The organism is Paenibacillus sp. FSL R10-2748 (assembly GCF_038005565.1).
Classification (GTDB): domain Bacteria; phylum Bacillota; class Bacilli; order Paenibacillales; family Paenibacillaceae; genus Paenibacillus; species Paenibacillus polymyxa_B.
Map to the genome: position 1 here is coordinate 1 of NZ_JBBOTK010000012.1, position 5,782 is coordinate 5,782.

The window sequence follows — 5,782 nt, forward strand, 5'->3', positions numbered from 1 at the left end:
AGATTAAAGAGCACAGCCTTAATGGGCTGTGCTCTTTTTGTATACCATAAGGCTTTCGCGTTTTGGAAAATATACAAGAAACCCATACATATACTCCATTCCACTAAATTAATATGATTGGGGGATAACTACAATAAAGCTTACAACACTCTGCATATCGACCGATAGTGAAGTCAAACATAATGAAATTTATAAAGCAGCAAGTCTCCAACAACAGGGAGCCTTGCTGTTTGCCGTTACTGTTTTTTGAGGGGGAAGATTAAAAGTAAGGCTATAAATTTCTAGAGAACAGGTACTTTTGAAGCGAGATAGAAACGTTTCTATTAGAGTTTGAAAAGAAAATTCATAGCTTTGGGAGAGAAAAACTCAATCCGAACTGAATTTTTTAGACGAAGAGTCAGAAAAAAATATGCAAAATATGATCCTTTAGGACTATGAAATAACAATATTTATTACAAAATTAAAGAGTTATTAATTTTGGCTTATGTGAGCTTGATACAAATTCGATCCTTTATTTAGGAGGTTAAAGAGAGTTGCGGAAAAAGGCGGAATTTGTCGGATGATATCAGGTTGAATTTGTTACATTTATGTTAATGGCATGTAAAGATAAAATTGTTGTAGGATAAGGGGTTGGAGCTTCAATGTAAATCATAATGAGTTTAGTTTTACAAAATTCGTGAAAACCAAAAATTTCGTTTTAAACTAAATTAACAGATCATGATTGACAGATAACTAATACAAAAAGTGAAATTGTTGCTTTTGAAGTTTGGAAACAAATAACATAATATGGATTTTGTTTTATTTTTATGAGCTCCATCAATTTAGCCCTTTTGTCCCATGCCAAGCGGTTTTAAAGTTTGTATATTTAAAAACAGTTAGAAAGTGTTGGAAGAAAAAAAGAGATATAAGGATTTACTGTAAAATTATGAACTGCATAGAGGATGGAGGAATTCATTTGACAACTCGATCACAATCTTGGTTCGCAAAAACAGAGGTCCAACCGACTGCGAAGCTCCAACTATTTTGCTTCCCCTACGCTGGTGGTGGCGCTTACATATTTAACTCTTGGAAGTCTAGGTTCGCGCCTGATATTAACGTGTTGCCTATACAACTTCCAGGACGTGAAAGCCGCTCAACAGAAGCTCCAATGGATACTCTTCAGGACATCGTTCAATCGTTGATTCCCGCTATGGCCCCATACATGCATAAGCCGTTCGCTTTTTTTGGGCACAGTATGGGTGCACTGATTGCATTTGAAACAGCACGACAGTTGTACAGCAAAACTGGAAAGCTACCTGTGCATATCATCATATCTGGTAAATCCGCACCACATCTTCCATACTCCAAAAAACGACTCCATGATTTAGCAGACGATTCTTTCACCGAAGAGCTTCGTTTGATGCAGGGAACACCTGAAGAGGTGCTGCAAAATGCAGAATTGATGCAAATTATTATGCCTCGTCTGCGTGCAGATTTTAAGGTATGTGAAACTTATGTTTATCAGCCGGGAAATCCACTGGTATGTCCGATGACCGTTTTAGGCGGAATGATGGATTTTGAGGTTAGCACAGATTCACTCCATGCCTGGCAACAGCATACGACATCACCTATGGATGTTCAGATGTTCGAAGGTAATCACTTTTTCATCCATGAACAAGAACAAGAAGTTATGAGCGCAGTCGAGAACATTCTTTCTACATCCTCGCCGATGGCCCACGCGGCGGCAGCTCATACAGCTTACAACACAAGCACCCTACAACCACGATTCAGACAGAGTTGAATGTCCCACACATCACGATACACTTCGTTATTACCATCTCAGCAACAATCGACAACCAACCCACAAACAAGATGCAAATTCCAGCATAGTTCAAAATCGCATTTTATTCTGTACGGATACTCATGCATCCAAACCCAGAGTTTATCTCAACGACGTCCACAGCCAATATAAAAAGTTCCCACTGAAAAAGTGTGGGCAACGAAAAGAGGGATGCCCTTGTTTCGATCAAATTCTGCTTTTCGGAGAGTCGCACGTTATGTAAGGCCGTATAATCTATGGGTTTTCATAACGGTGATCGCCTCCTTGTGTTTGGCAGCTATTGACATTATTTTGGGTAAGGCTATTGAGCAAATGGCACAGGGGACATTCTCCTCTACCCAGAACATGATCTATCTGGTTGTTGGTATGACGCTAATTGGAATGCCCTGTAAGTTTGTGATGAGGTACGCTTCAGCGCGTTTTAGTGTTAGTGCTCTGCGCGACTTGAGAGGCGATCTCGTACATAAGTTTTGCGATTTACCGGTTTCCAGCGTGGAAAGGAAATTTACCGGAGATTTGGTATCCCGTCTAACCAATAATACGGCAGTATTACAGAACTTTTTTATCCAGCAGTTTTCCAATCTGTTTTATTTACCGCTTGTGTTTACGGCATCACTCATATTGCTTTTACTGACAAGCTGGAAACTGATATTGGCAAGTCTTGCGCTCATGCCAATAGGAATGATCATAACATCACTAATGAGCAAGCCGATTGAAAAATATTCCGCAGATCTTCAGGAGAAAATTGCTCATTTGAACGCTGTGGGGCAAGATGCAATCGGAGGAATCCCTATCGTCAAGGCATTCAATATGCAAGCTGTGCTGTTGAAGAAGTATATGGTGATTATGGAGGAGGTCGTCAAGCGCGGCTTAAGGCTAGAAAAGCGCTATGCAGCCATTACTCCAGTAGGTGTGATGATGCTGGCAACACCAATTATTTTGGTCATTGTATACGGAGGATACCTGATACAACAAGGAGAGCTGAATGCTGGAGGCATTGTACTTTTTTTATACCTGATTTCGTTCATATTACAGCCGATTGCCATGCTGCCGACAATCATTTCGCAAATGAAGGAAGCGGGTGGAGCCGCAAAGCATTTGTTTGAGGTGCTGGATTGGCAGAATGAACGTCAGGACGGCGAAATGACCTTGGTAGATCAGAGGCGAGAGAATAGGGCGCCTCATTTGGAAGACGATGCAGATGGGGAAGCCAACCGAATGAGTGAAGGCGGAGCAGAAAGCGATGATGGCGTTGATGGTGTTGCTATAGTCAGCTTTGAGCATTTGACCTTTGGCTACGATGAAGGGAACACAGTGCTGAAGGATATCAGCTTCCAGGCAGGGCAAGGGGATATGGTGGCGATTGTCGGTGCCAGCGGTGGCGGTAAAAGCACGATTTTCAAGCTGCTTTGCGGATTTAATGAACCTGGAGAGCATGCCGGAACCATTCAACTATTTGGAAAGAGTTTGACAGATTGGAATTTAACAAGCCTGCGCAGTCATATTTCGATGGTATCTCAGGAGTCGTCGCTTTTTCCGGCCACCATTGCAGAAAATATCGGATATGGACGTCTGGAGGCGACTCGGGAAGAAATTGTCGAGGCGGCGAAAGCGGCACATGCGCATGATTTTATTGTTCAACTTCCCGAGGGCTATGAAACCCTGTTAAGCGAGCGGGGAGGCGGATTGTCTGGCGGTCAAAAACAGCGTATTTCTATAGCAAGAGCATTACTGAAAAATGCTCCGCTGCTTCTATTGGACGAGCCGACTTCAGCACTCGATAGTCAGTCGGAGGCTCAGGTGCAGAATGCGATGAATGCGGTAATGCAAAACCGGACGGTACTGGTCATTGCTCATCGACTGTCAACCGTACGTCAGGCGAACCGTATTATTGTACTCGATCAGGGGAGCATTGTGGAATCGGGTTCTCATGAGGAATTACTAGGTCGTGATGGTGTGTATCGAAAGCTGTATTTGAAAAATTTTGAAGAAGAACAGCATACGGCGGAAAACGGTAATTCGTTGCCTGAGGAAAGGAGTGAGCGTCGTGACCTTCAAGCAGGGGTTTTATGAATTTAAGCAGTTGATGTCCCTGATGAAGCCGCATCGAAAATGGTATTTTACCGGGCTGGTTGGCAATAGTCTGACCAATGCCAGCATCACGATTTTACTTTCTTTCGTGGTGCATTATTTGCTGAATTTTGCGGTTAATGGCGATGTACAGGAGCTATACCGAGCGGTCTATTTGGTCAGTGGTACATTTTTGGCATTAAGTCTTATTTCCCCCCTGTGCAGCTATATGTATAAACGGTGTGTAAAGCTGGCGATTGCCGATGTACGAATGAAACTATTTGGCCACATTGTCAAGCTATCGTACGAAAAAGCCGAAAAACACCATTCGGGTGATCTTGTATCCCGTATGACGAACGATGTACAGGCGCTGGAGCAGGCTTACACCGTTCATATCCGCTCGATTATACTAGAAATTTCGCTTTTCTTGGGCTCGTTGGTCATTTTGATGGTTCTGGATTGGCGATTTGGGATTATGGCGGTTTTACTTGGGCTGGCTTCAGCCTGGATAAACGCTCATTTCGCGAAGAAAATGCGAAAGACGAGTGAAGAGTTACAGGGACGGATGAGCAGGTTCACGGAACGATTGAGTGATTTGCTTTCCGGTTTGCAGACGGTGAAGTTGTTTGGGTTGAGGACAAAGGTAGGTGGACTTTGTAACGATGCAAGCGAGGACATAAACCGCATCAGCATTCGGCAGGGACGTCATATGGGCTTGCAGGATATGTGCAATTTTGTCATAGAGTTCATCACGCTGGGCGGTGTGCTTGTCGCCGGATTGATTCTGGTATCGCAGAAGCAAATGGAACTGGGGGTATTGGGACAGATTGTGCAGCTGCAAACCGGTATTTCAACGGTGTTTTTGGAGCTAGGGGCGGCTGTAACACTGTTACAAAACTCCTTGGCAGGCTTGGCGCGTATTCGTGAAATTCTGGATGAGTCGAAGGAAGAGGAGCAGTTCCCCGCGGCTAAAAAGAAGGGACCGCTGACTAGGCTTATCGATCCCGAGACGGCAGCTTTATCAGCCCGTGAATCTGGGGGATTCTATGGCGATGTTGAGAGCTTGCGTTCAGACCACGCCATTGAACAGACTCCGGCTGCGCTGGAGCTGCACGACATCACCTTTGGCTATCAGCCTGACCATCCAACGCTGCAAAGGTTAAACTTGGTCGTGCCAGAAGGGCAGGTAACCGCGCTTGTCGGCCCGAGTGGTGGTGGCAAAAGCACAGTCATGAAGCTGTTGCTGGGATTTTACCCACCGGACGAAGGTGTGCTGCGGGTTCGTGGTCGCTTGGCAGAAGAATTTCCGTTGGATGAGGTCAGGGATTTAATGGCCTATGTACCACAGGAGGCTACGCTGTTCCACGGTACAGTAGCGGATAATATCCGTTTTGGCTCACCGGCTGCCACGGATGAAGAAGTAGAGGCTGCGGCCAAAACAGCCTATGCCAGCGGCTTCATAGGCGAGCTGCCAGAGGGGTACGACACGATTGTCGGTGAACGCGGAGCCAATTTGTCCGGCGGTCAAAGACAGCGGATCGCAATTGCCCGTGCTTTGCTCAAAAATGCACCGATTTTGCTGTTGGATGAAGCGACCTCGGCTTTGGATGCAGAATCGGAATATGAAGTCCAGCAGGGCTTAAATGAGCTGATGAAGGATCGTACGACATTAGTTATTGCCCATCGATTGTCTACGATTGAACGGGCGGATACGATCTGTGTCCTTGCCGATGGCGAACTGAAAGAGCAGGGTACCCATGATCAGCTCCTTGCCGAGGGAGGTCATTATGCAGAGCTGTATGAGCTTCAATTTCGAAAGCATCCCGAGGAACAAACCGCATAAATATGCGAATTTCCTTTTTACCAATATCTATTTTGCGAGGAGAGAAACGG

The 5,782-nt window shown here is 44.9% G+C and carries 3 protein-coding genes; all 3 read left to right on the forward strand.

Going from position 1 to position 5,782, the window contains the following annotated elements; genetic code table 11:
* Positions 1-955 precede the first annotated feature (955 nt).
* The 3 genes from NSS66_RS24635 to NSS66_RS24645 all read left to right on the forward strand — a co-directional run bounded on the left by NSS66_RS24635 (position 956) and on the right by NSS66_RS24645 (position 5,732).
* A complete protein-coding gene (locus NSS66_RS24635; RefSeq protein WP_023988445.1) occupies positions 956-1,780 on the forward strand; it encodes a thioesterase II family protein in 825 nt (274 codons plus the stop codon).
* 216 nt (positions 1,781-1,996) lie between these two features.
* On the forward strand, positions 1,997-3,892 hold the full coding sequence (locus tag NSS66_RS24640; protein ID WP_081365948.1) for an ABC transporter ATP-binding protein: 1,896 nt from the start codon (positions 1,997-1,999) through the stop codon (positions 3,890-3,892).
* Positions 3,867-5,732, forward strand: coding sequence for an ABC transporter ATP-binding protein (locus NSS66_RS24645; protein WP_028541394.1), 1,866 nt, complete (start codon positions 3,867-3,869; stop codon positions 5,730-5,732). Before NSS66_RS24640 ends, NSS66_RS24645 begins: the two co-directional genes overlap by 26 nt.
* Positions 5,733-5,782: the final 50 nt, after the last annotated feature.